Source organism: Pseudomonas morbosilactucae (assembly GCF_023241665.1).
Classification (GTDB): domain Bacteria; phylum Pseudomonadota; class Gammaproteobacteria; order Pseudomonadales; family Pseudomonadaceae; genus Aquipseudomonas; species Aquipseudomonas morbosilactucae.
Genome location: NZ_JALQCX010000034.1, coordinates 35715 through 59056 on the forward strand (window position 1 = coordinate 35715; position 23342 = coordinate 59056).

Consider the following 23342-nt stretch of genomic DNA (forward strand, 5'->3'; position numbering starts at 1 on the left):
AATGTTTCGCAATTGCCTCCATGCCGTACGAGATCGAGAAAGTGATAGGGCTGAATGAAAATAATTTTTATCAGCCCGCTGGCGGGTTGTATCTGCCGAGCCCGGCGCCCTGCCAGCGTCTGCGAGAGGCGCCGGCTGGGCGATGCATTCAGGGCTGGGCGGGGGCCTTGGCCTGCACGGTGACCCACCACGGCGTGTGCTGTTCCAGGCGCACTGGCAAGGTCGGCAGCAGCGCGCTCAAGGCCAGGTCGGTGTCGTGCAGCGGGAAGCTGCCGGTGATACGCAGGTCGGCGATTTCCGGGGCCACGCCCAGGTAGCCGCGGCGGTAGCGGCCCAGTTCCTGGATCAGGTCGCCGAGGCGGGCGTTGTCCACCACCAGCATGCCGCGGGTCCAGGCGTCGGCGTCGGCGTTGAGGGCCAATAGCGGGCCCAGGCCGTCGCTGTGAATCAGCACCTGCTGGCCTTCCTTGACGATCTGTTCCTGTGCCGGGGTGTGCGGCTGCGCGGCGACAGCGGATTTGATCACGCTGAGGCGGGTGCCCTGGTCTTCGCGTTTGACCAGGAATCGCGTGCCCAGGGCGCGCATCCGTCCTTCGCGGGTTTCGACGATAAATGGCCGCGCATCGTTGTGCCCGGTCTCGATGAGGATTTCCCCCTCCTGGAGCACGATGCGTCGCTGTTTGTCATCGAAGCGCACATCCAGGGCACTGTGGGTGTTGAGGTTGACCACGGTGCCGTCGCTCAGGCGCAGGGTGCGTTGCTCGCCGGTGGCGGTGCGCTGGTCGGCCAGCCAGTAATCCAGTGGCAGGTAGCGGTCGCCGACCATCAGCGCCAGCCCGAGCACCACGACCACGCTGGCCAGGCCGCTGCCGAGCTTGCGCACTTGGCGGCGAATGCCTTCGCGCGATTGCAGCAGTGCGGCGCGGGCCGGCCCCGAAGCCACGCTGAAACGCTGGTCGAGCATGCCCAATTGGCGCCAGGCACGGGCGTGTTCCTCATCGGCAGCGTGCCACTTGGCGAACTCTTCGCGCTCCACGCTGCTGCCGTCGCCGGAATCCAGGGACAGTTGCCAGGCAATTGCCGCGTCCAGCACCCGGGCCGACACCGGCTTGGAACTGATGGGCTTCATAGCGGCTCGCCGTACAGGGCGATGTAGCACTGGCGGATGCCCTGGGTCAGGTACTGGCGCACCCGGGGCACCGAGACGCCCAGGCGCTCGGCGATTTCGGCGTGGCTCAGGCCGTCCAGACGGTTGTACAGGAAGGCCGCCCGGGCTTTGCTCGAGAGCTTGCCCAGCAGGCGGTCGATGGCCTTGAGGTCTTCGAGGATCAGTTGCTGCTCTTCCGGCGACGGATGCTGGTGCTCGGGAATTAGCAGCAGTTCATTGAGGTAGGCCTGCTCCAGGGCGGCGCGGCGGAAGTGGTCGAACAACAAGCCCTTGGCGATGGCCAGCAAAAAACGCCCGCGGCTCGCGCGGGCTGGGTGCCTGCTCGCGGTTCAGCAAGCGCACGAAAGTGTCCTGGCTCAGGTCTTCGGCCCGTTGCGGGCACGCCATGTTGCGGCGCAGCCAGGCCAATAGCCAACCACGATGGTCGCGATACAACGCACCAACCAGTTCGTTGTGTGGGCTTTGGGCTGACGGCAACGGGTATCACCAATGAGGAAGTTGAAACTAACGAGAATTATTCGCGATTGTGGCAGAGGCGAAACAGCCGCGCAATTGACGCTGGTCGGTTGCCCAGGCGGCGCGGCGTTCGGGGTTAGAACGTGGGGGCGTGTTGGCGGCGTTTCCACTGGCTGAGGCGCTGTTGCAGGTTCAGCGGGCTGTGGATCTGCTGCTGGCGGGCGCGGCTGAACAGAATCAGCGCCAGTTCTGCGGTGGCCAGGGCGTCGGCAGCGGCGTGATGGCGCTCGCCCACCTGCAGTTTGAACCAGCCGATCCAGTCATCCAGGCCGGCTTCGCGAATGTTCGCCTGGGGGCAGAGCAGCGGCGCCATGTCGGCAACGTCGAGGAAGGGGTGCTGCAAGCGATAGCCCAGGCTGTCCTTGAGCGCCCGGCCGAGCATGTGTTGGTCGAAGGGCGCGTGGAAGGCCAGCAACGGGCTGTCGCCGACGAACTCCATGAAGTCCAGCAAGGCCTGGGCGGGGTCGCAACCGGCGGCGATGGCGCTGGGCCCCAGGCCGTGGATCAGCACGCTGGGGCTCAGTTTTTGGCCGTTGCGCTGCAAGGTGCGTTCGAACTGCTGGCTGAAGTCGATGGCGCCGTCCTCAATCACCACCGCGCCGATGGACAGCACCAGATCGCGATTGAGGTTCAGGCCGGTGGTTTCCACGTCCACCACCACCCAGCGTTGTTCGCGCAGGCTGCACTCGCCCAGGGGCGCGGCGTCACGCAGGTGTTCGCGGCGCTGTTGCTGCTCGGCGGTCAGCAGTGCGCCGGCGGGGCGCAGCCAGGTAAACAGGCTCATAACTGGTACCGCAGGGCCAGGCTGCTTTGCAGGCGTTGGGCCTGGCGCAGGGATTCGCGCAGGATGCGCCGGTCCAGGTGGTTGAGGCTGTCCGGGTCGACGCGGTTGGAGTACGGCAGGTTCTCCCGCGTCTGGCGCTGATGCTGTTGCATGCGGGTCTGCTGGATAAAGTGGTAAGCCTCTTCATACGCCGCGCCGTCCAGGGCCTCGATCACGTCCTTGGCCACCAGTTGGCGCAGGCGCTCCAGGGTGTTGTTGGCACCGATGCCGTTGGCCAGGGCCAGCAGCCGGGCGCCGTCGACGAAGGGGGTCAGGCCCTGGACTTTCAGGTCCAGCGTGGCTTTCCCACCATTTTTCTTCTCCAGGACGAAATCGCGGAAGCGCCCCACCGGCGGGCGCTGACGCAAGGCGTTCTCGGCCAGCATGCGTTGGAACAAGCGGTTGTCGGCGACCTGATCGAGGATGCCCTGGCGCAGTTGTTCACAGCCGCGCTCGTCGCCCCAGACCACCCGCAGGTCGAAATAGATGCTCGAGCCCAATAGGTTTTCCGGGGTGGCCTCGCGAATAAAGGCGGCAAAGCGTCGGGCCCATTCGGCGCGAGACAGGCACAGCTCGGGGTTGCTGGCCATGATATTGCCCTTGCACAGGGTGAAGCCGCACAGCGCCAGGCTCTGGTTGATCTGCTGGGCCAGGGGCAGCAGCTTGCCGCGGATTTCGGCTGCATGGGCAGCGTCCCGGGCGTCGAAGAGGATGCCGTTGTCCTGGTCGGTGTGCAGGGTCTGCTCGCGGCGGCCTTCGCTGCCAAAGCACAACCAACTGAAGGGCACCCCGGGGTCACCCTTGTCGGCCAGGGTCAGTTCGATCACCCGGCACACGGTGTGGTCGTTGAGCAGGGTGATGATGTGGGTGATCTGGGTCGAAGACGCGCCGTGGGCCAGCATGCGCTCCACCAGTTGGCCAATCTCGCCGCGCAGGGCCACCAGGTTGTCGATGCGTGGCGCATGGCGAATGGTCCGGGCCAGGTGCACCAGGTCCACACGTTGCAGGGAAAACAGATCGCGCTCCGAAACCACGCCACACAGGCGCTGATCCTTGACCAGGCAGACGTGGGCGATGTGCCGCTGGGTCATGGCGATCGCCGCATCGAAGGCGCTGTGGTCCGGGCTGAGGAAGAACGGCGCTTGGGTCATGTGCCGTTCGATGGGCTGGTTGAAGTCCTGGGTGCCGTCCGCCACCACTTGGCGCAGGTCGCGCAGGGTGAAGATGCCGATCGGCGCCTTGTGGTCATCCACCACCACGATGCTGCCCACTTGCTGCTCGTGCATCAGAGTCACGGCTTCGCGCAGGGGCGTGGAGGGGTTGCAGGTCACTGGGTGGCGCATGGCCAACTCGCCGAGGCGGGTGTTTAGGGAGTACTGGGTGCCGAGGGTTTCCACGGCCTTTTGCTGGACTTGCTGGTTGACCTGGTCCAGCAGGCTGCTGACCCCGCGCAGGGCGAAGTCGCGGAATTCCCCAGAGAGGGCGAACAGCTTGATAAAGGCCAGCTTGTTTAGTTGCAGGCAGAAGGTGTCCTCGGCCGCCAAGTGTTCGGTGCGGGTGGCCCGCTCGCCCAGCAATGCCGCCAGGGGGAAGCACTCGCCGGTGGTGATTTCGAAGGTGGTTTCGGTGCCGCCCTTGGCACTGTGGGGGCGCTCGCCCACCACCCGGCCCTGCTTGACGATGTAGAAGTGTTCAACCGGGCCGTCGGCGGGCTTGATGATGCTCTCGCCGGGGCCATAGAAACGCAGCTGGCATTGCTCTACCAGGTACGCCAGGTGGGCGTTTTCCATTTGGTTGAAAGGCGGGAAGCGCTGTAGGAACTGCATGGTCCCGTGGATGTTCTGCAACACCGCGGTCTTCCCGGCCTGGGTGAAGGCATCCGCTTTACTCATAACGATTACCGCAGTCTTTTTGGATTTATTGTGGTCGGATCAAGCGCCATGGTCGGCCGGTCGGCGCAGGGTGCCCATTGGACGTAAGTCTAGGTAGCCGCCGTCAGGCGCAACATTTGGCATTGAAACCCCGCTGATCCATGCACAAAGGTGCTGATCAAAGGGATTGGAAATTTTTCCGACGAAGTGCACATTGAAGGCCTGCCTGGCGATGTCTGACCACTGTGCTAGGGGATTGATCTGTCTATTCAGAGAAACATATGTCTGACCACGATATTTTGAGCGATGCCGAGCGCGAGCGCTGAGTGCCGTGATGCTGGAGCCTGATCTGCCGCCCCAGCGTGTGCTGATCGCCGATGACGACAAGGATGCGCGGGAGTTGCTCTCGGAAATCCTTGCGCTGGACGGTATTCGCTGCATGACCGCCGCCAGTGGTGTGGCGGCCCTGGAGTTGCTCCAGTCCAGCAAATCGATTGGTTTGCTGATCACCGATTTGCGCATGGCGCCCTGTGGCGGCCTCGACCTGATACGCCAAGTGCGCGAGTCGGAGCGGGCGGCGTTGCCGATCATCATCATTTCCGGGGACGCCGACGTGCGTGATGCCATCGAGGCCATGCACTTGAGTGTGGTGGACTTTCTGCTCAAGCCGGTGGACACCAGCAAGCTGCTGGCCCTGGTCAAGCATGAGCTGGGGGTTGTTCCTTAGGGTTGAGCCTGGCGGCCCGGACGCTGCCAATACCTGCCCATGAAAAAGCCCCGGCCTTGCGGACCGGGGCTTTTTCGTTGGGGCTATCGCGCGGGTTTACAGGCCGTTCTTGGCCTTGAACTCGCGACGACGACGGTGCAGTACCGGCTCGGTGTAGCCGTTGGGCTGCTTGGTGCCTTCGATCACCAACTCCAGCGCCGCCTGGAAGGCGATGTTGCTGTCGAAGTCGGGGGCCAATGGACGGTACAGCGCGTCACCGGCGTTCTGCCGATCCACCACCGGCGCCATGCGCTTGAGGCTTTCCAGCACCTGGGCTTCGGTGACGATGCCATGGCGCAGCCAGTTGGCGATGTGCTGGCTGGAGATACGCAGGGTGGCGCGGTCTTCCATCAGGCCGACATCGTTGATGTCCGGCACTTTCGAACAGCCCACGCCCTGGTCGATCCAGCGCACCACGTAACCGAGGATGCCCTGGGCGTTGTTGTCCAGTTCGTTGCGCACTTCTTCGGCGGACCAGTCGGTGTTGCTGGCCAGGGGAATGGTCAGGATATCGTCCACCGAAGCGCGCTCGCGCTTGACCAGTTCGGCCTGGCGGGCGAATACGTCGACCTTGTGATAGTGCAGCACGTGCAGGGCGGCGGCAGTCGGCGACGGCACCCAGGCGGTGTTGGCACCGGCCAGTGGGTGAGCGATTTTCTGCTCGAGCATGGCGGCCATCAGGTCCGGCATGGCCCACATGCCTTTGCCGATCTGCGCACGGCCTTGCAGGCCGGTGGACAGGCCGATGTCGACGTTCCAGTTCTCGTAGGCGCCGATCCATTTCTCGCCCTTCATGGCGGACTTGCGCACCACGGCGCCGGCTTCCATGGAGGTGTGGATTTCGTCGCCGGTGCGGTCGAGGAAGCCGGTGTTGATAAACACCACGCGCTCGCTGGCGGCCTTGATGCAGGCCTTGAGGTTGACCGTGGTGCGGCGCTCCTCGTCCATGATCCCGACCTTCAGGGTATTGCGCGGCAGGCTCAGGACGTCTTCGATGCGGCCGAACAGCTCGTTGGTGAAGGCGGCTTCTTCAGGGCCGTGCATCTTCGGCTTGACGATGTACACCGAGCCGGTCCGGCTGTTGGTGCGCGAGGTGCCGCCGTTGATGTTGTGGATGGCGGCGAGGCTGGTGACCAGGCCATCGAGGATGCCTTCCGGTACTTCGTTGCCGTCTTTGTCGAGGATCGCGTCGATGGTCATCAGGTGGCCAACGTTGCGCACGAACAGCAGCGAGCGGCCGTGCAGTTTCACTGTCGAGCCATCGACGCCGGTGTATTCACGGTCGGCGTTCATGGTGCGGGTGAAGGATTTGCCGCCTTTGACGACTTCTTCGGACAGGTCGCCCTTCATCAGGCCGAGCCAGTTGCGGTAGATCACCACTTTGTCGTCGGCATCGACGGCGGCGACCGAGTCTTCGCAGTCCATGATGGTGGTCAGGGCTGCTTCCATCAGCAGGTCCTTGACCCCGGCGGCGTCGGTCTGGCCGACCGGGCTGCTGGCATCGATCTGGATTTCGAAGTGCAGGCCGTTGTGCTTGAGCAGGATGGCGCTCGGTGCAGCGGCGTCGCCGTGGTAACCGATCAGTTGCGCGTCATCGCGCAGGCCGCTGTTGCTGCCGCCCTTGAGGCCGACCACCAGCTTGCCGTCGACGATCTTGTAGCTCACGGAGTCGACATGGGAACCGGCGGTCAATGGCGCGGATTCATCGAGGAAGGCACGGGCGAAGGCAATGACCTTGTCGCCGCGGACCTTGTTGTAGCCTTTGCCTTTCTCTGCGCCGTCGGCTTCGCTGATGGCGTCAGTGCCGTACAGCGCGTCGTACAGCGAACCCCAGCGGGCGTTGGAGGCGTTCAGGGCAAAGCGCGCGTTCATCACCGGCACCACCAGTTGCGGGCCGGCCATGTGGGCAATTTCTTCGTCGACGTTTTGTGTCGTCGCCTGGAAGTCCGCTGCTTCTGGCAGCAGGTAACCGATGTCTTGCAAGAAGGCTTTGTAGGCCACGGCGTCGTGTGCTTGACCGGCACGGGATTGGTGCCAGGCATCGATACGCGCCTGGAAATCGTCGCGTTTGGCGAGTAGGGCTTTGTTCTTCGGCGCCAGGTCGTGAATGACCTTGTCGGCGCCGCCCCAGAATGCCTCGGCGGTGAGGCCGGTACCGGGAATGGCTTCGTTGTTCACGAAGTCGAACAGGACTTTGGCGACCTGCAGGCCACCGACTTGAACGTGTTCAGTCATTGCTTGCCTCACTCTGCTCAGCTATTTCGCTTTTCAGCTCTTCAAATTAACAATGAAGCCTCGGGCCATTTAAAGCACAACCCCTGTTTCCAGTACATGCCATTGCCGGCGGCTGGGTGCTTCCAATCAACGGCTGAGCCTTGCTGACGGGGGCTTTCAAAGGTTGCGACTGCGCCTTGGCAGACATCGATCCAACGTTATGTAGTGCGCGCTGCGGCATACTACATGATGAATTGCGCTTGTGAAAATTAGACTAAATACGTCGTTCCGCGACTCAGAAAAGCATCGCGGTCACGCCGGGGATTCGGATGTTCTCAAAAAAACGATTGATTGTTCCAGATAAATCTAAAGAGTTGTACACGATTTGTATTTTCCTGCCCTTCGGCCCTCTGTATGGGCGGCTTGCCGGCGATTGAAGATTGAGGCTTTGCGCAGGGCTTGAGGGTGTCGATCGCTGGCAAGCCAGCGCCTACAAGGTGGAGCGGAAGCTGTTGGATTCCAGGCTGCCTATAATTGCTCTTTCATCCTGAACAGAGGGCTGCGCCATGGACCACCTCGTACTCACCGTATTTGCCCCGGACAAACCCGGACAGGTCGAGCGCATCGCCCAGTGCATCGCTGAGCACGGCGGCAATTGGCTGGAGAGCCGCATGTCGCGCATGGCCGGGCAGTTTGCCGGGATCTTGCGGGTGGGGGTTCCGGCCGAAGCCTACGACGAGTTGGTGGAGGCCCTGCAGGGGCTGGCGGCCCAGGGCATTCGCGTGCTGCTTGCCGACAGCGGGATCGAGCAGTCCTGCACCTGGAAGCCGATCGCCATGGAGTTGGTGGGTAACGACCGGCCGGGCATCGTGCGCGACATCACCCGTTTGCTGAGCGAGCAGGGGGTCAACCTGGAAAGCCTGGTCACCGAAGTGCGGCCGGCGCCCATGAGCAGCGAGCCGCTGTTTCATGCCGAGGCCATTCTGGCGGTGCCTCTGACGTTGTCCCTGGATGTCTTGCAATCACGCCTGGAAACCCTGGCGGACGATCTGATGGTGGAGTTGGTGCTGCGCAGCGAGGGGTGACCGGTGCTGCGGGTTATCCAAGTTTAAGGTGCATGCGCCTGTGGATAACCTGTAGAGACTGAGCGCCAGCCCAGGCGGGCCGTGGCTCTTCAGGATCTGATCAAAAAACCAGCAGTTTCAAGGGCTTGTGCACAAACGGCGGGGATCACGTTGTGGATAACCTTGGGAAGGATGCCTGCAGGCCACGGATATCATGGCTTGCAAGGCTTTGAGTGTTTTTTGATCAGCGCCGGCCGCGCAGGCTGATCCAGGCATCCACGCTGTAAACCGCCAGCCCCGCCCAGATAAACATGAAGGCCAGCAAGGTGCTGGACGACAAGTGTTCATCAAACAACAGCACGGCCTGCAACAGCACCAGGGTCGGTGCCAAGTATTGCAGGAAGCCCAGGGTGGTGTAGGGCAGGTGCCGTGCAGCCGCGTTGAAACACACCAGTGGCACCAAGGTTACCGGGCCGGCCGCCACCAGCCACCAGGCTTCGGAAGTGGTCCAGAAATGGGCCTGGGCGCTGCTGGCCTCCGGGTGCAGCAACAGCCAGGCGGCAGCGATGGGCACCAGCATCCAGGTTTCCACCACCAGCCCGGGTAGCGCCTTGACCGGCGCCTGTTTGCGGATCAGCCCATAGAAACCGAAGGTCAGCGCCAGCACCAGGGACACCCAGGGCAGGCTGCCCACTTGCCACACTTGCTGCAGCACACCCACCGTCGCCAACCCCACCGCCAGCCACTGCAGGCGCCGCAGGCGTTCGCCGAGGATCAGCATGCCCAGCAATACGTTGACCAGGGGGTTGATGTAGTAGCCGAGGCTGGCTTCGAGCATGCGCCCATTGTTCACCGACCAGACATAGGTCAGCCAGTTGGCCGCAATCAGGGTGCCGCTCAAGGCCAGGATCGCCAGGCGCTTGGGGTTGTCCCGCAGTTCGCGCCACCAGCCCGGGTGTTTCCATACCAGCAACAGCAATGCGCCGAACAACGCCGACCACAGCACCCGGTGGATGATGATTTCCACGGCGGGCACGCTGGCGATGGCTTTGAAGTAGAGCGGGAACAGGCCCCAGATGATGTAGGCACTCAGGCCCAGGATGTACCCGTGGCGCGGGTTGGCGGCTTGCATGCAGAGTCCTTGCTTAGGCAGCTAACAAACGACGATTGTAAGGAGAAATGTCTATACCTGTCCTGGCTTTTGCGCTCGCGGTTAAGGCCGCGTGCCAGCGATGGTGTTCGCAAGACCGCTATCGCTGGCAAGCCAGCTCCTACGGAGGGGTGGGTTTCTGTAGGAGTCGGCGTGCTGGCGAGGCGTCCGCAAGATTGCGATCGCTGGCAAGCCAGCTCCTACGGAGGGGCGAGTTTCTGTAGGAGCCGGCTTGCTGGCGAGGCGTCCGCAAGACCGCTATCGCTGGCAAGCCAGCTCCTACGGGAGGGTGATTTTCTGTAGGAGCCGGCTTGCCGGCGAGGCGTCCGCAAGATTGCTATCGCTGGCAAGCCAGCTCCTACGGGTGGGGTTAGAACAATTTCAGGGGCTCTTCGTTGAGCGCCGACAATTGCTCGCGCAGCGCCAGGATCTGGTCGCCCCAGTAACGCTCGGTACCAAACCAGGGGAAGCTGTGAGGGAAGGCCGGGTCATCCCAGCGTCGCGCCAGCCACGCGCTGTAGTGCATCAGGCGCAGGGCGCGCAGGGGCTCGATCAAGGCCAGCTCCCGAGGGTTGAAGTCGTGGAATTCGCTGTAGCCGTCCATCAGTTCCGAGAGTTGGCCGAGGCATTCCTGGCGGTCGCCGGCGAGCATCATCCACAGGTCCTGGACCGCTGGCCCCATGCGGCAGTCGTCGAGGTCGACGATGTGGAACATCTCGTCGCGGCACATCATGTTGCCGGGGTGGCAATCGCCGTGCATGCGGATGTTCTGGTGCGGCGTGGCCTGGTACACGTCTTCCACGCGCTTGAGCAGGTCACGGGCCACGGACTCGTAGGCCGGCAGCAGGCTTTTGGGAATGAAGTTGCCTTCCAGCAGGGTGGCCAGGGAGTCGTGGCCGAAATTCTTCACCCCCAGGGCTTCGCGGTGTTCGAAGGGGCGGGTGGCACCCACGCCATGCAAGCGCCCCAGCAACTGGCCCAGGCGGTAGAGCTGGTCGAGGTTGCCGGGCTCCGGCGCACGGCCGCCACGGCGTGGAAACAGGGTGAAGCGAAAGCCGGCGTGTTCGAACAGACTGGCGCCGTTGTGGATGAGCGGCGCGACCACCGGCACATCGCACTCGGCCAGTTCGAAGGTAAAGCGGTGTTCTTCGAGGATGGCCTCGTTGCTCCAGCGCTGGGGCCGGTAGAACTTGGCGATCAGCGGCTCGCCGTCTTCGATGCCCACTTGGTAGACACGGTTTTCATAGCTGTTGAGCGCCAGGACCCGGGCGTCACTGAGAAAACCAATGCTTTCAACGGCATCGAGGACCAGGTCGGGTGTGAGTGTTGCGAACGGGTGAGACATGCTGACTCCTGCGCGCAGCAGGCGGCTGCGTCCGGCCAGGCATGTTAGCGCAGACAGGTGTTATCCGGGGGCTTTGCCGCGGTTATTGCCGGCCAGTCGACGCCTGCCTTGAACGTGGCAGACGCCGGCTCGCCGGCGATAGCCGTCAGGCGCCGATGATGCCGCCGTCTTCCCGGGTGATGGCCATCACCGAGGAGCGGGGTTTGCCGTTGGGCAGGTGCTCGGGGAAGGTCGAGCCGCCGTTTTCACCCGGGTGCTGGATGCCGACAAACAGAGTTTTCTGATCCGGAGAGAAGGTGATGCCCGTCACTTCGCACCCCACCGGGCCCACCATGAAACGACGGATTTCGCCGCTGGCCGGATCGGCGCAGAGCATCTGGTTGTTGCCCATGCCGGCGAAGTCGCCGCTGTTGCTGACGTCGCCGTCGGTGAGGATCCACAGGCGACCTGCCTGGTCGAAGCCCAAGCCGTCCGGGCTGTTGAACATGTTCTGCGGGGTGATGTTGGACGAGCCGCCCTTGGCTTGGCCGGCGTGCACGCCGGGGTTGCCGGCGACCACAAACAGGTCCCAGGTGAAGTCCATGGCGCCGTGGTCGTCAGCGCCGGTGCGCCAGCGCAGGATCTGTCCGTAGACGTTCTTCTCCCGTGGGTTGGGGCCGCCCACTGGCTGGCCGTCTTCGCCGCGTTTGACGTTGTTGGTCAGGGTGCAATAGACCTGGCCGTCCGAGGGGCTGACCACGATCCACTCCGGGCGGTCCATGCGCGTGGCCTTGACCACGCTGGCCGCCAGGCGCGCGTGGATCAGCACTTCGGCCTGGTCGGCAAAGCCGCTGCTGGCGTCGATGCCCTGTTTGCCGTGGCTCAGTTCCAGCCATTGGCCTTGGCCCTTGGGGTGGTCCGGGTTGCCGTCGCCAGCGTCGAAGCGGGCCACGTACAAGGTGCCGTGGTCCAGCAGGTCGCGATTGGCCTTGGGGTTCTGATGGTTGATCTTGTCGCGGCTGATGAATTTGTAGATGAACTCGCCACGCTCGTCGTCGCCCATGTAGACCACGGCGCGGCCGTCCTTGGTTTGCGCCAGGGCCGCGTTCTCATGCTTGAAGCGGCCCAGGGCGGTGCGCTTGAGCGGGGTGGACTGAGGGTCGAAGGGATCGATCTCCACCACCCAGCCGTGACGGTTGAGTTCGTTGGGGTTATGGGCCAGGTCGAAGCGCGGGTCGTGCTGATGCCAGTTGATGTCTTTGCTGGCGGCCACGGCACCGTAGCGTTTTTGCGCCGGGTCGAATGCCTGCTCGGGGTTGCTGCTGCCGAAACAGTCGGTGAAGTTTTCTTCGCACGTCAGGTAGGTGCCCCAAGGTGTCATGCCGTTGGCGCAGTTCTGGAAGGTGCCCAATACCTGTTTACCGTGAGGGTCGGCGCTGGTTTTCAGCAGGGCGTGGCCTGCGGCGGGTCCGCTCAGATTGATCGGCGTGTTGCCGTGGATGCGTCGGTTGTAGCGTGAGCCCTGGACGAACTGCCATTGGCCGTTGTTCTGGCGTCGCACTTCAATCACCGAGACACCCTCGCAGGCCAGGGCCTTGCGTACTTCTTCCGCCGACTGCGGCATGCCGCCGTGGGCATAGAGGTAGCGGTAGTTGGTGTATTCGTTGTTGATGGCCATCAGGGCGCGGTGCGGGTCGTCCGGGAAGGCAAACAGGCTCATGCCGTCATTGTTGTCGCCGAACTGCACTTCCTGGGCCTGGGCGCTGCCGTTACCGCTGGGGTCGAAGGCCGGGCCGTCCTGGTTCAGCGGCTGGCCCCAACTGATGAGCACGGACGCGGCGTAGCCCGGTGGCAGGCTGATGCGGTCGGTGGTGGCGGCAGCGATGCCTTCGAAGCCCAGCAACCTGCTGGCCCCGGCGCTGACACTGGCGGCCAGGGCGCTGCGGCTCAAGAGGTTGCCACCGAGAAACATGGCGGCGCCGCACAGGGCGCCGGCACTGATGAAGCCGCGGCGGCTGAAGCCGACGATGCGTTCCAGGTCGGTGGGTTGGTCTTCTTCTAATAGGCTCATTTCAGGCTTCCTGCAGGTTTTTGCAGCCACCTTAATCAGCCTCCATGACGGAAATGTTGCAGTTGTTGCGACTACAGCGGCGTGCCCAGCAGAACGTTGCCGGGTGTGAACTGCACCCGCAGCGTCTGACCCGGGCTCAGCGCGAGGCTACGCAACTGCGCAGGCTCGGCCAGGGCGCACAAGGTCTGGCCGCTGGGCAGGCTGATGCGCACCTCGCTGGGGCCGTCTTTGGCGTCGAGAAGTCCCTCAATTCGACCTTCCAGGCAATTGTATCCAGGTGTTTCTGGTTGCTCGGGGGCGAGCAGCTCCAGCCAGCCGGCCTTGATCAGCGCCACCACTTCGGTGCCCACGTCCAGCTCCAGACGCAGGGTGCTGTCGTGGGTGATCTGCGCCTGGAGGGTCAGGCCGCCGGCCAGCTCCAGGCGGATCAGGTCATTGCAGCCATGGGCGGTGATCGCCTGCACCGTGCCGTGCAATTGGTTGCGGGCGCTGGTCCGCAGCATCAGCCGCCCCAGCAGATCGAGGTCGCTGGCGTCTTCTGCGGCCTCAAGGACCTGGGCCTGCAAGGCTTGCAGGCGCTGGTACAGGCGCAGCACCCGTTGGCCCTCGCTGGACAGTTTGGCACCGCCGCCGCCCTTGCCACCGATGCTGCGTTCCACCAGGGGCTTTTGCGCCAGGTTGTTCAGCTCGTCGATGGCGTCCCAGGCGGCCTTGTAGCTGAGGCCAGCACTTTTCGCGGCGCGGGTGATGGAGCCCTGCTCGGCGATGTGTTGCAGCAGGGCGATGCGCTGCGGGCGACGGACGATGTGCTGGGTCAACAAACTGGGCATGGGCATGACGAGGTGCTTTGCAGGCTGGGAGTGGGGCGAGTTTGCGGCTTGGGGGGTGGCTGTCAAGTCAGTCTGCCTCCCCGGGTTTCGGGGTGCGTGCCAGGCAATACACATCCACTCGCCGGGCGCCCGCCCGGAGCAGCAGGCGAGCGAGGGTTTGAGCGGTGGCGCCGGTGGTCAGCACGTCGTCCACCAAGGCCAGGTGACGGCCCTGCACTTGCGCGCCGGGTGCCAGGGCAAAGGCCTGGCGCAAGTTGCGTTGCCGGGCACGGGCATCCAGTGTCTGTTGCGCCTGGGTGTCTTGGGTGCGCAGCAGCAGGTGTTCCTCGCTGGCGATGCCCAGCTGTTGGCTGAGCCAGTGGGCAAGCATCGCCGCCTGGTTGTAGCCGCGCTGTCGCAGGCGCTTGGTGGCCAGGGGGACGGGGACCAGCGCGTCGGGTCGGGGCAAACCCTCGTTGAAGCGAAAGTGCAGCGAATGGCCTAGAAGACCGGCCATCAGGTTGCCAAAAGGCCATTTCCCGTTGTGCTTGAAGCGCAGGATAAGGCTGTCGATGGGGAACCCGTAGGCCCAAGGCACCACCACCTGCTTGAAATCGGGGGGCTGTTTCAGGCACTGGCCGCAGATCAGCCCGCTGTCGGGCAGGGGCAGGGCGCATATCCGGCACTGATCGCCCAACCAGGGCAGCTCGCTCTTGCAGGCTTGGCAAATGGGCGCGGCGGTCTGGCTGGGGAGATCACAGAGCAAGCAGGGTTGGTTGTTATTTAACCAGATGTAAACCGGTCCTTTGTATTCTGGTTGACAGTGCATGGCGCTTCCTTAAATATGCCGAACATCCGTGTCGCGGTTGTGGGTATTGCCTGCCCGCAGTCGTTAGCCAAGCATAATCAAGGAATCGCCCATGAGCGCCAGCACCACCGCCAACCTGCGTCATGACTGGTCTTTGGCTGAAGTCAAAGCCCTGTTCGTTCAGCCATTCAACGATTTGTTGTTCCAGGCGCAGACGGTGCACCGCGCGCATTTCGACGCCAATCGCGTCCAGGTTTCCACCCTGTTGTCGATCAAGACCGGCGCCTGCCCGGAAGATTGCAAATATTGTCCGCAGTCCGGCCACTACAACACCGGGCTGGAAAAAGAAAAGCTCATGGAAGTGCAGAAGGTTCTGGAAGAAGCCGCTCGTGCCAAGGCCATTGGTTCGACCCGCTTCTGCATGGGCGCCGCCTGGAAGCACCCGTCGGCCAAAGACATGCCCTACGTGCTGCAGATGGTCAAAGGCGTGAAGGCCATGGGCCTGGAAACCTGCATGACCCTGGGCCGCCTGGACCAGGATCAGACCGAAGCCCTGGCCCAGGCCGGCCTCGACTACTACAACCACAACCTCGACACCTCGCCGGAGTTCTACGGCAGCATCATCACCACCCGCACTTACAGCGAGCGCCTGCAGACCCTGGCGTATGTGCGCGATGCCGGAATGAAAATCTGCTCCGGCGGCATTCTCGGCATGGGCGAGTCCCTGGACGACCGCGCCAACCTGCTGATCCAACTGGCCAACCTGCCAGAGCACCCTGAGTCGGTGCCGATCAACATGCTGGTGAAAGTCGCCGGTACGCCCCTGGAAAACGCTGACGATGTCGACCCGTTCGACTTTATCCGCATGCTGGCCGTGGCGCGCATCCTGATGCCGCAATCCCATGTGCGCCTGTCGGCCGGCCGTGAAGCCATGAACGAGCAGATGCAGGCCCTGGCCTTCTTCGCCGGCGCCAACTCGATCTTCTACGGCGACAAACTGCTGACCACTGCCAACCCCCAGGCTGACAAGGACATGCAACTGTTCGCACGCCTGGGCATCCAGCCGGAAGCCCGTGAAGAGCACGCTGACGAAGTACATCAGGCGGCCATCGAGCAAGCCCTGGTCGAGCAGAAGAGCAGCGAGCAGTTCTACAACGCCGCCGTCTGATCGCCTTCTATTGTAGGAGCCGGCTTGCCGGCGAATCCCGCGAACTCCGCCCAGCCGGCTGAGTTCGCGTCGCCTGCTGCGCTGGCAAGTCAGCGCCTACAGGTAATGTGTTTGTGAGCCACTATCGAGGCCAGCATGTCTTTTGATCTCGCCGCGCGTCTGGCTGCCCGTCGTGCCGACAACCTTTATCGTCAACGCCCCCTGCTGCAAAGCCCCCAAGGGCCGGAAGTGGTGGTGGATGGCCAGCCGTTGCTGGCGTTCTGTAATAACGATTACCTGGGCCTGGCCAATCACCCCCAGGTGATTGAAGCCTGGCGCGCCGGTGCCAGCCGTTGGGGCGTGGGCGGCGGGGCGTCCCATCTGGTCATCGGCCACAGCACTCCCCATCACGCGTTGGAAGAAGCCCTGGCGGACCTCACCGGGCGCCCCCGTGCCTTACTGTTCACCACCGGCTACATGGCCAACCTCGGTGCGGTCACGGCCTTGGTCGGGCAGGGCGACACGGTGCTGGAGGATCGCCTCAACCACGCGTCCTTGCTGGATGCCGGCTTGTTGTCCGGGGCGCGTTTCAACCGTTACCTGCACAACGATGCCCAGAGCCTGGCCAAGCGCCTGGAGAAAGCCACCGGTAATACCCTGGTGGTCACCGACGGCGTGTTCAGCATGGACGGCGACCTCGCCGACTTGCCGGCGCTGGCCCGTGAAACCCGGGCCAAGGGCGCTTGGTTGATGGTGGACGATGCCCACGGTTTCGGGCCCTTGGGCGCCCATGGCGGCGGCATTGTCGAACACTTCGGTTTGAGCCAGGAGGACGTGCCGGTGCTGGTGGGCACTCTGGGTAAGGCTTTTGGCACTGCCGGGGCCTTTGTCGCCGGTAGCGAAGAGCTGATCGAGAGCCTGGTGCAGTTCGCCCGGCCGTACATCTACACCACCAGCCAGCCGCCGGCCCTGGCTTGCGCGACCCTGAAAAGCCTGGAGTTGCTGCGCAGCGAGCATTGGCGGCGCGAGCACCTGAACACGCTGATTCGCCAGTTCCGCCAGGGTGCCGAGCAGATTGGCCTGGAACTGATGGACAGTTTCACGCCGATCCAGCCCATCATGGTGGGCGACAGTGCCCGGGCCATGGCGCTGTCGCAGCGGCTGCGTGAACGCGGGGTGATGGTCACGGCCATCCGTCCACCCACGGTGCCGGCCGGCAGCGCGCGCTTGCGTGTAACCCTTTCGGCGGCCCACAGCGAGGCGCAGGTCCAGCTATTGTTAGACGCACTGGCGGAGTGTTTCAGCGAACTGGGAGCGGAGCCAAGCCATGCGTGATCGACTGATTCTGCTACCCGGCTGGGGCCTGGGCGTTTCGCCCCTGGAGCCTCTGGCGGCAGCCTTGCAGGGGTTGGATGAACACCTGCGGGTGGAGATCGAACCGCTGCCGGAGTTGGCGTCCAGCGACCTGGGCGATTGGCTGGATGAGTTGGATGCCACCCTGGCCGATGACGCCTGGCTGGGCGGCTGGTCCCTGGGGGGCATGCTCGCCTCGGAGCTGGCGGCGCGTCGGGGGGAGCGCTGCTGCGGTTTGTTGACCTTGGCCAGCAACCCCAGTTTTGTCGCCCACAGCGAGTGGTCGAGTGGCATGCCGGAAGCCACCTTCGATGGGTTTCTGGCGGGTTGCAGCAGCGATCCGCGGCTGACCCTCAAGCGTTTCAGCCTGTTGTGCGCCCAAGGCGCCGAGGACCCGCGCGGCCTGTCACGACTGTTGCTGGGTGGGGCGCCGAACACGCCGCCGGCGGTGCTGATGGCGGGCTTGGAACTGTTGGCGCAGCTGGACACCCGACGGGCCCTGCAAGACTACCGCGGGCCGCAGTTGCACCTGTTCGCCGGGCTGGATGGCCTGGTGCCGGCCGAAGCGGCCACCGAGTTGCTGGCCCTGTTGCCGGATGTCGAGATTGGTCTGATTGAACAGGCCAGCCACGGATTTCTTCTGGAAGACCCCCACGGTGTGGCGGGGGCGATTCAGGCCTTTTTGCATGAGTCCGGTGATGACTGATTTGTCTTTTCCTACCCTGCCTGGCGGCTTGCCTGACAAGCGCCAGGTGGCGGCATCGTTTTCCCGTGCGGCGGCCAGCTACGACAGTGTTGCCGAGTTGCAGCGAGCCGTCGGGCACGCGCTGCTCGATCGTTTGCCCCAGGGCTTTGTGCCACAGCGCTGGCTGGACATGGGCTGCGGCACCGGGTATTTCAGCCGTGTGCTGGGCGAGCATTTTCCGGGCAGCCAGGGGGTGGCCCTGGACATTGCCGAGGGCATGCTTAACCACGCCCGGCCCCAGGGCGGCGCCGAGTACTTTCTGGCCGGTGATGCCGAGCGCCTGCCCTTGCAGGACAACTGCTGCGACTTGATTTTCTCCAGCCTGGCGGTGCAATGGTGCGCGGATTTTGCCTCGGTACTCAGGGAGGCGCAGCGGGTCTTGAGGCCGGGTGGCGTGCTGGCTTTTGCCAGCCTGTGCGTGGGTACCTTGTACGAGTTGCGTGAGAGCTGGGGCCAGGTCGATGGCCAGGTGCACGTCAATCGGTTTCGTGAGTTCGAGCGTTATCAGCAACTCTGTGGGGGCAGCGGCCTGGGCCTGCGGAGCCTGGAAAACTGCCCGCACGTGCTGCACTACCCCGATGTGCGCAGCCTGACCCATGAACTCAAGGCGCTGGGCGCGCATAACCTGAACCCGGGGCGCCCTGGTGGGTTGACCGGGCGGGCGCGGATCAGCGGCCTGATCGGCGCCTACGAAGGGTTCCGTCAGGATCAGGGGTTGCCGGCGACGTATCAGGTGGTCTATGCCGTTTTGGAGAAGCCTCTATGAGCCCCGCGTATTTCATCACTGGCACCGACACCGATGTGGGCAAGACCACTATTGCCGCTGGCCTGCTGCATGCAGCGCGCCTGGCGGGTTTGAGCACCGCAGCGGGCAAGCCCGTGGCTTCCGGTTGTGAGTTGACGCCCAAAGGCCTGCGCAACGCCGACGCCCTGGCGCTGCTGGCTGAGTCGTCGTTGCCGCTGCGTTACGAAGAGGTCAACCCGGTGGCGTTCGAGCCAGCCATCGCTCCGCACTTGGCGGCCCGGGAAGCCGGCGTGGCCTTGACCGTGCAATCGCTGCTCAAGCCTATGCGGCATATTCTCGCCAAGGGCGCGGACTTTACCCTGATCGAGGGCGCTGGCGGCTGGCGGGTGCCCCTGGCGGATCAGGACAACCTTTCGGACCTGGCCATGGCCCTGGACCTGCCGGTGATCCTGGTGGTGGGCGTGCGGTTGGGGTGCATCAACCATGCGCTGCTGACGGCGCAAGCCATCGCCCAGGACGGTTTGCAGCTGGCGGGTTGGGTGGCCAATATCATCGAGCCGAAAACCTCGCGCCTTGAAGAGAACCTGGCCACCCTGGCGGAGCGTCTGCCGGCGCCTTGCCTGGGCCGGGTGCCCAAGCTCAAGGCGCCGAGCGCGCAGGCAGTCGCCGAGTATCTGCAGTTGGACCTGCTGGACTAGATTTTGCCTATGACGAGGCACTGTGCCATTAGTGTTTTTGACGGGTGTTTTGTTGACGCATCTGCTTCAATGCGCGAGTTAATTATTTTCAAAGTCGAGTACTCCCATGGAAATTTCAGGGAACACCGCTTACTACGCAGGCCTGAGCAGCATCCAGGCCGGGCAGAACCGTGTCGATCAGGCGGCTAGCCAAATCGCCAACACCACCGTTGAGCGTTCTGTCACCAGCCAGTCTTCCGAGATCCAGGCCGATCGCCTGCGCGCCGTAGACCGCAGCCGCGAATCCGACGTGGCCACCAGCATGGTGGAAATGTCCATGGGCAAGGTCCAGACAGAACTCGGTGTGAAGGTGGCCAAGGCCTCCGATGAAATGCTCGGCACCTTGATCGATACCTACGCTTGACCCCCTCTCATCGGTGACCCGGTGCCTTGAATGGCGGCGGGTCGCTGCGCTGTATTGTTGCTGCATGTTTTTGGGCGCCGCTGAACGCCGGCAATCCCGCTCCGACCTTCTCTCTACCCACTAGACTGCATGGCGTATGCCGTGTGCGCTTGCCTGCGCGGCGTCCAGAACTGTGCAGACAAAAGGCGCGTGCGCGACGCTTGACAAGGTTTGGACGTAAACGTATGTTTCAAACACCTGTTTGACCGCTATAAAAATTCAACGCGGTTGTTCATTCCCGGTTACATCAGCAGAGGTTTATCGCTATGCCTGACTACAAGGCCCCCTTGCGTGATATTCGCTTCGTTCGTGACGAACTGCTCGGCTATGAAGCGCACTATCAGAGCCTCCCGGCATGCCAGGACGCGACCCCAGACATGGTTGACGCCATTCTTGAGGAAGGCGCGAAGTTTTGTGAGCAGGTGCTGGCTCCGCTGAACCGCGTAGGTGACCTGGAAGGTTGTACCTGGAGTGAATCCGGCGTTAAAACCCCGACGGGCTTTAAAGAAGCCTACAAACAATTCGTTGAAGGCGGCTGGCCAAGCCTGGCTCACGACGTTGAGCACGGCGGCCAGGGCCTGCCTGAATCCCTGGGCTTGGCGATCAGCGAAATGGTCGGTGAGTCCAACTGGTCGTGGGGCATGTACCCAGGCCTGTCCCATGGCGCGATGAACACCATTTCCGAGCACGGTACGCCTGAGCAGCAAGACGCCTACTTGACCAAGCTGGTGTCCGGCGAATGGACCGGCACCATGTGCCTGACCGAGCCGCATTGCGGCACCGACCTGGGCATGCTGCGCACCAAGGCCGAACCACAGGCCGACGGTTCCTACAAAGTTACCGGCACCAAAATCTTCATCTCCGCCGGTGAGCACGACATGGCCGATAACATCGTCCACATCGTTCTGGCGCGCCTGCCGGATGCACCGGCTGGCACCAAGGGTATCTCGCTGTTCATCGTGCCGAAGTTCCTGCCGAACGCCGATGGCACTGTGGGCCAGCGCAACGCAGTGAGCTGCGGTTCCCTGGAACACAAGATGGGCATCCACGGCAACGCCACCTGCGTGATGAACTTCGACGCGGCCACGGGTTTCCTGATCGGCCCGGCGAACAAAGGCCTGAACTGCATGTTCACCTTTATGAACACCGCCCGCCTGGGCACCGCTCTGCAGGGCCTGGCCCACGCCGAGATCGGCTTCCAGGGTGGCCTGAAATACGCTCGCGATCGCCTGCAAATGCGCTCCCTGACTGGCCCGAAAGCGCCGGACAAGGCTGCTGACCCGATCATCGTCCACCCGGACGTACGTCGCATGCTGCTGACCATGAAAGCCTTCGCCGAGGGCAACCGGGCGATGGTGTACTTCACCGCCAAGCAGGTGGACATCGTCAAATACGGCGTAGACGAAGAAGAGAAGAAAAAAGCCGACGCGCTGCTGGCGTTCATGACGCCCATCGCCAAGGCATTCATGACCGAAGTCGGTTTTGAATCCGCCAACCACGGCGTGCAGATTTACGGTGGCCACGGCTTTATCGCCGAGTGGGGCATGGAGCAGAACGTTCGCGACAGCCGCATTTCGATGCTGTACGAAGGCACCACCGGCATCCAGGCCCTGGACCTGCTGGGCCGTAAAGTGCTGATGACCCAAGGCGAGGCCCTCAAAGGCTTTACCAAGATCGTCCACAAGTTCTGCCAGAACAACGAAGGCAACGAAGCCGTCAAAGAGTTCGTCGCACCCTTGGCGGCACTGAACAAGGAATGGGGCGAGCTGACCATGAAAGTGGGCATGGCAGCGATGAAGGATCGCGAGGAAGTGGGGGCCGCCTCCGTGGACTACCTGATGTATTCCGGCTACGCCTGCCTGGCTTACTTCTGGGCCGACATGGCACGGCTGGCGGCTGAAAAGCTCGCCGCCGGCACCAGCGAAGAGGCGTTCTACACCGCCAAGCTGCAGACCGCGCGCTTCTACTTCCAGCGCATCCTGCCGCGTACCCGCACTCACGTTGCGACCATGCTCTCGGGGGCCAACAACCTGATGGACATGAAAGAAGAGGACTTCGGCCTGGCTTACTAAGCCTCGCCGACGCCCGCCAAGAAGCCGCTCGCCCTCGGGGGAGCGGCTTTTTTGTGGGCGTTATCTTTTGATAAAAAATTCCCGACTAAAACACTAAGAAGAAGCGCAGCGCTGCCGTTAAAGAGGTGGCTATGTGATGTCAGTCACATTGTTTGTGCTTAACTCAGTCAAATGAAGGCACAATGCCATCTATTGATCAGCCGGGTCGGAGTTTTACCCTTGCCGCGTTCTTCAGCTGTACGTTTCAGTCATTTTTTACCGTCGTTACTGCTTTTGCTTGCTGGGCTGGCGGCCGCCTATGTCAAGGACCTCAACGTCTTCTTCACCTCCCTGTTCAATGTGCTGCCGACCTTGGTGCTGTTGCTGGGTGGTGCTTACTGCGCGGTGTATCGGCGTCAGCGTGAGCTGTTTCTGATGGTCACCGTGTACACCGCGTATTTCCTGCTCGATACCCAGACTGACTTCTACCGCGACAATGGCCGGGTCCGCGAAGATGCGGCGGTGGTGTTTCACCTGTGCTGCCTGCTATTGCCGCTGTTGTTCGGTTTGTTCGCCGCCTGGCAGGAACGAACCCATCTGTTCCAGGACATGGTGGCGCGCTTCGCTGTGCTGGTGGCATTCGGCAGCGTCGCCCTGGGCCTGGAGCAAAGTTACCCACAGGCGCTGCTGGCCTGGCTGGCTGAGATTCGCTGGCCGGCGTTGCACGGCGCCTGGATGAGCCTGATCCAGTTGTCGTATCCGGTGTTCATTGCCGCCTTCCTGTTGCTGGCGATCCAGTACTGGCGCAGCCCGCGACCGCTGCACGCGGCGCAGTTGGTGGGCCTGCTGGGGTTGTTCTGGATGTTGCCCAAGACCTTTATCCTGCCTTTCACCCTGAACATCATGTGCAGCCAGGTGATGCTGATGATCGCCGCTGCGGTGGCCCACGAGGCTTACCAGATGGCCTTCCGTGACGAGTTGACCGGCCTGCCGGGACGTCGCGCGTTGAACGAGCGCATGCAGCGCCTGGGGCGCAATTACGTGTTGGCGATGAGCGACGTCGACCACTTCAAGAAATTCAACGACACCCACGGCCACGATGTGGGTGACCAAGTGTTGCGCCTGGTGGCCAGCAAACTGGCCAAGGTCACGGGCGGTGGTCGTGCCTACCGTTACGGCGGTGAGGAGTTTGCCGTGGTGTTCGCTGGCAAGACCCTGGAGGAATGCATGCCGCACTTGGAGATGATCCGCGAGACCATCGCCAACTACAGCATCCAGCTGCGTAATCAGGACAACCGTCCCCAGGACGATCAAACGGGCCGCCAGCGTCGTGGCGCTGCCGGTGCTTCCAGCGTTTCGGTAACCGTCAGCATCGGCGTTTCCGAGCGCTTGATTGAGCACCGCACCGCCGAAGAAGTGCTGAAAGCTGCTGACCAGGCGCTCTACAGCGCCAAGGGGGCGGGGCGAAATTGTGTCGTTGCATTCGGCCAGACTCGTCGCGGTGCGGTACGCATGGACACGGCTGCGGGTTGAGTGATGACGGCGCATTCAGCGTCTGGAGAGTGATTGGCAGGTCA

At 63.1% G+C, this 23342-nt stretch carries 18 protein-coding genes and 2 pseudogenes; 10 read left to right on the top strand and 10 right to left on the bottom strand.

What is annotated here, in order from left to right; genetic code table 11:
• Positions 1-148: 148 nt before the first annotated feature.
• From M1B35_RS18890 to M1B35_RS18905, 4 genes and pseudogenes are all read right to left on the bottom strand, one after another.
• A complete protein-coding gene (locus tag M1B35_RS18890; RefSeq protein ID WP_123327513.1) occupies positions 149-1129 on the bottom strand; it encodes a FecR domain-containing protein in 981 nt (326 codons plus the stop codon).
• Positions 1126-1645 (bottom strand): annotated as a pseudogene (locus tag M1B35_RS18895) (RNA polymerase sigma factor). The gene M1B35_RS18890 and the pseudogene M1B35_RS18895 overlap by 4 nt, the downstream one beginning before the upstream one ends.
• Before the next feature lie 115 nt (positions 1646-1760).
• Positions 1761-2468, bottom strand: coding sequence for a 3'-5' exonuclease (locus M1B35_RS18900; protein ID WP_123327511.1), 708 nt, complete (start codon positions 2466-2468; stop codon positions 1761-1763).
• Entirely contained in the window at positions 2465-4399 is a 1935-nt protein-coding gene (locus M1B35_RS18905) for a putative nucleotidyltransferase substrate binding domain-containing protein (protein WP_279653847.1), read from the bottom strand. The genes M1B35_RS18900 and M1B35_RS18905 overlap by 4 nt, the downstream gene beginning before the upstream one ends.
• Positions 4400-4659: 260 nt before the next feature.
• On the opposite strand from M1B35_RS18905, the pseudogene M1B35_RS18910 reads away from it, so the two are divergent.
• Positions 4660-5105: pseudogene (locus M1B35_RS18910) on the top strand (response regulator).
• 96 nt (positions 5106-5201) lie between these two features.
• On the opposite strand, the gene M1B35_RS18915 reads toward M1B35_RS18910, so the two are convergent.
• Positions 5202-7379 (bottom strand): malate synthase G, encoded by a 2178-nt coding sequence (locus M1B35_RS18915; RefSeq protein WP_123327508.1) that lies wholly within the window; start codon positions 7377-7379, stop codon positions 5202-5204.
• A 545-nt stretch (positions 7380-7924) separates the two neighbouring features.
• Between M1B35_RS18915 and M1B35_RS18920 the strand changes: the two genes are divergently transcribed.
• A complete protein-coding gene (locus tag M1B35_RS18920) occupies positions 7925-8443 on the top strand; it encodes a glycine cleavage system transcriptional repressor (protein ID WP_268262757.1) in 519 nt (172 codons plus the stop codon).
• Between the two features lie 223 nt (positions 8444-8666).
• Here M1B35_RS18920 and rarD read toward each other — a convergent pair whose 3' ends face one another.
• From rarD to M1B35_RS18945, 5 genes are all read right to left on the bottom strand, one after another.
• On the bottom strand, positions 8667-9554 hold the full coding sequence (rarD, locus tag M1B35_RS18925; RefSeq protein ID WP_123327506.1) for an EamA family transporter RarD: 888 nt from the start codon (positions 9552-9554) through the stop codon (positions 8667-8669).
• A 388-nt stretch (positions 9555-9942) separates the two neighbouring features.
• Positions 9943-10917 carry a serine/threonine protein kinase gene (locus M1B35_RS18930; RefSeq protein WP_123327505.1) on the bottom strand — a complete coding sequence of 325 codons (975 nt, stop codon included), beginning with the start codon at positions 10915-10917 and terminating at the stop codon, positions 9943-9945.
• Positions 10918-11062: 145 nt separating this feature from the next.
• Positions 11063-12967: a PhoX family protein gene (locus M1B35_RS18935; RefSeq protein ID WP_268262758.1), complete on the bottom strand. Its 1905-nt coding sequence runs from the start codon at positions 12965-12967 to the stop codon at positions 11063-11065.
• Between the two features lie 71 nt (positions 12968-13038).
• Positions 13039-13803 (bottom strand): TOBE domain-containing protein, encoded by a 765-nt coding sequence (locus M1B35_RS18940; protein WP_268262759.1) that lies wholly within the window; start codon positions 13801-13803, stop codon positions 13039-13041.
• Between the two features lie 61 nt (positions 13804-13864).
• Entirely contained in the window at positions 13865-14605 is a 741-nt protein-coding gene (locus M1B35_RS18945; protein ID WP_268262760.1) for a ComF family protein, read from the bottom strand.
• Between the two features lie 91 nt (positions 14606-14696).
• Here M1B35_RS18945 and bioB point away from each other — a divergent pair, with 91 nt between their 5' ends.
• The 8 genes from bioB to M1B35_RS18985 all read left to right on the top strand — a co-directional run bounded on the left by bioB (position 14697) and on the right by M1B35_RS18985 (position 23298).
• Entirely contained in the window at positions 14697-15752 is a 1056-nt protein-coding gene (gene bioB / locus M1B35_RS18950) for a biotin synthase BioB (protein ID WP_268262761.1), read from the top strand.
• A gap of 135 nt (positions 15753-15887) precedes the next feature.
• A complete protein-coding gene (gene bioF / locus M1B35_RS18955; protein WP_123327500.1) occupies positions 15888-17066 on the top strand; it encodes an 8-amino-7-oxononanoate synthase in 1179 nt (392 codons plus the stop codon).
• Positions 17059-17790 (top strand): alpha/beta fold hydrolase, encoded by a 732-nt coding sequence (locus M1B35_RS18960; protein WP_268262762.1) that lies wholly within the window; start codon positions 17059-17061, stop codon positions 17788-17790. The genes bioF and M1B35_RS18960 overlap by 8 nt, the downstream gene beginning before the upstream one ends.
• A complete protein-coding gene (gene bioC, locus M1B35_RS18965; RefSeq protein ID WP_268262763.1) occupies positions 17783-18595 on the top strand; it encodes a malonyl-ACP O-methyltransferase BioC in 813 nt (270 codons plus the stop codon). Before M1B35_RS18960 ends, bioC begins: the two co-directional genes overlap by 8 nt.
• On the top strand, positions 18592-19272 hold the full coding sequence (gene bioD, locus M1B35_RS18970; protein WP_123327497.1) for a dethiobiotin synthase: 681 nt from the start codon (positions 18592-18594) through the stop codon (positions 19270-19272). Before bioC ends, bioD begins: the two co-directional genes overlap by 4 nt.
• Positions 19273-19378: 106 nt before the next feature.
• Positions 19379-19675, top strand: a complete 297-nt coding sequence (locus M1B35_RS18975) for a pyrroloquinoline quinone biosynthesis protein PqqE (RefSeq protein ID WP_123327496.1) — start codon at positions 19379-19381, stop codon at positions 19673-19675.
• A 305-nt stretch (positions 19676-19980) separates the two neighbouring features.
• Positions 19981-21786 (top strand): phenylacyl-CoA dehydrogenase, encoded by a 1806-nt coding sequence (locus M1B35_RS18980; RefSeq protein ID WP_123327495.1) that lies wholly within the window; start codon positions 19981-19983, stop codon positions 21784-21786.
• A 219-nt stretch (positions 21787-22005) separates the two neighbouring features.
• Positions 22006-23298, top strand: a complete 1293-nt coding sequence (locus M1B35_RS18985) for a GGDEF domain-containing protein (protein ID WP_123327494.1) — start codon at positions 22006-22008, stop codon at positions 23296-23298.
• Positions 23299-23342 lie beyond the last annotated feature (44 nt).